This window comes from Mangrovimonas sp. ST2L15, from assembly GCF_001280515.1.
GTDB classification, from domain to species: Bacteria; Bacteroidota; Bacteroidia; order Flavobacteriales; family Flavobacteriaceae; genus Mangrovimonas; species Mangrovimonas futianensis.
The window spans coordinates 1-305 of record NZ_LBIQ01000046.1; the positions used below are offsets into that span (position 1 = coordinate 1).

Annotated in this window: 1 protein-coding gene; it reads right to left on the reverse strand. The window is 48.5% G+C overall.

Annotated features, from left to right (window positions below):
• Positions 1-305 (reverse strand): hypothetical protein (locus tag ZA07_RS16215; protein ID WP_197276760.1); only part of this gene is annotated, 305 nt, incomplete at both ends.

Here is a 305-nt window from a genome sequence, read left to right on the forward strand (position 1 = left end):
GTAATGTCACCAGCACAGTTGTCTGTAGCAGTCAACTCACCAGCAGCAGGCATATCGCCGATACACTCGTAAGTGATATCTGCAGGAGCGTCAGGAGCCACTGGAGCAGTTGTATCTTGAATATTGATTGTTTGTGACACTGAAGATGAGTTGTTACACGCATCAGTGAATGTCCACGTTCTGGTCACCACGATGTTACAAGGATCTGTATCGTCCATGCTATCCACAGCAGTAGCTGTAATGTCACCAGCACAGTTGTCTGTAGCAGTCAACTCACCAGCAGCAGGCATGTCGCCGATACACTC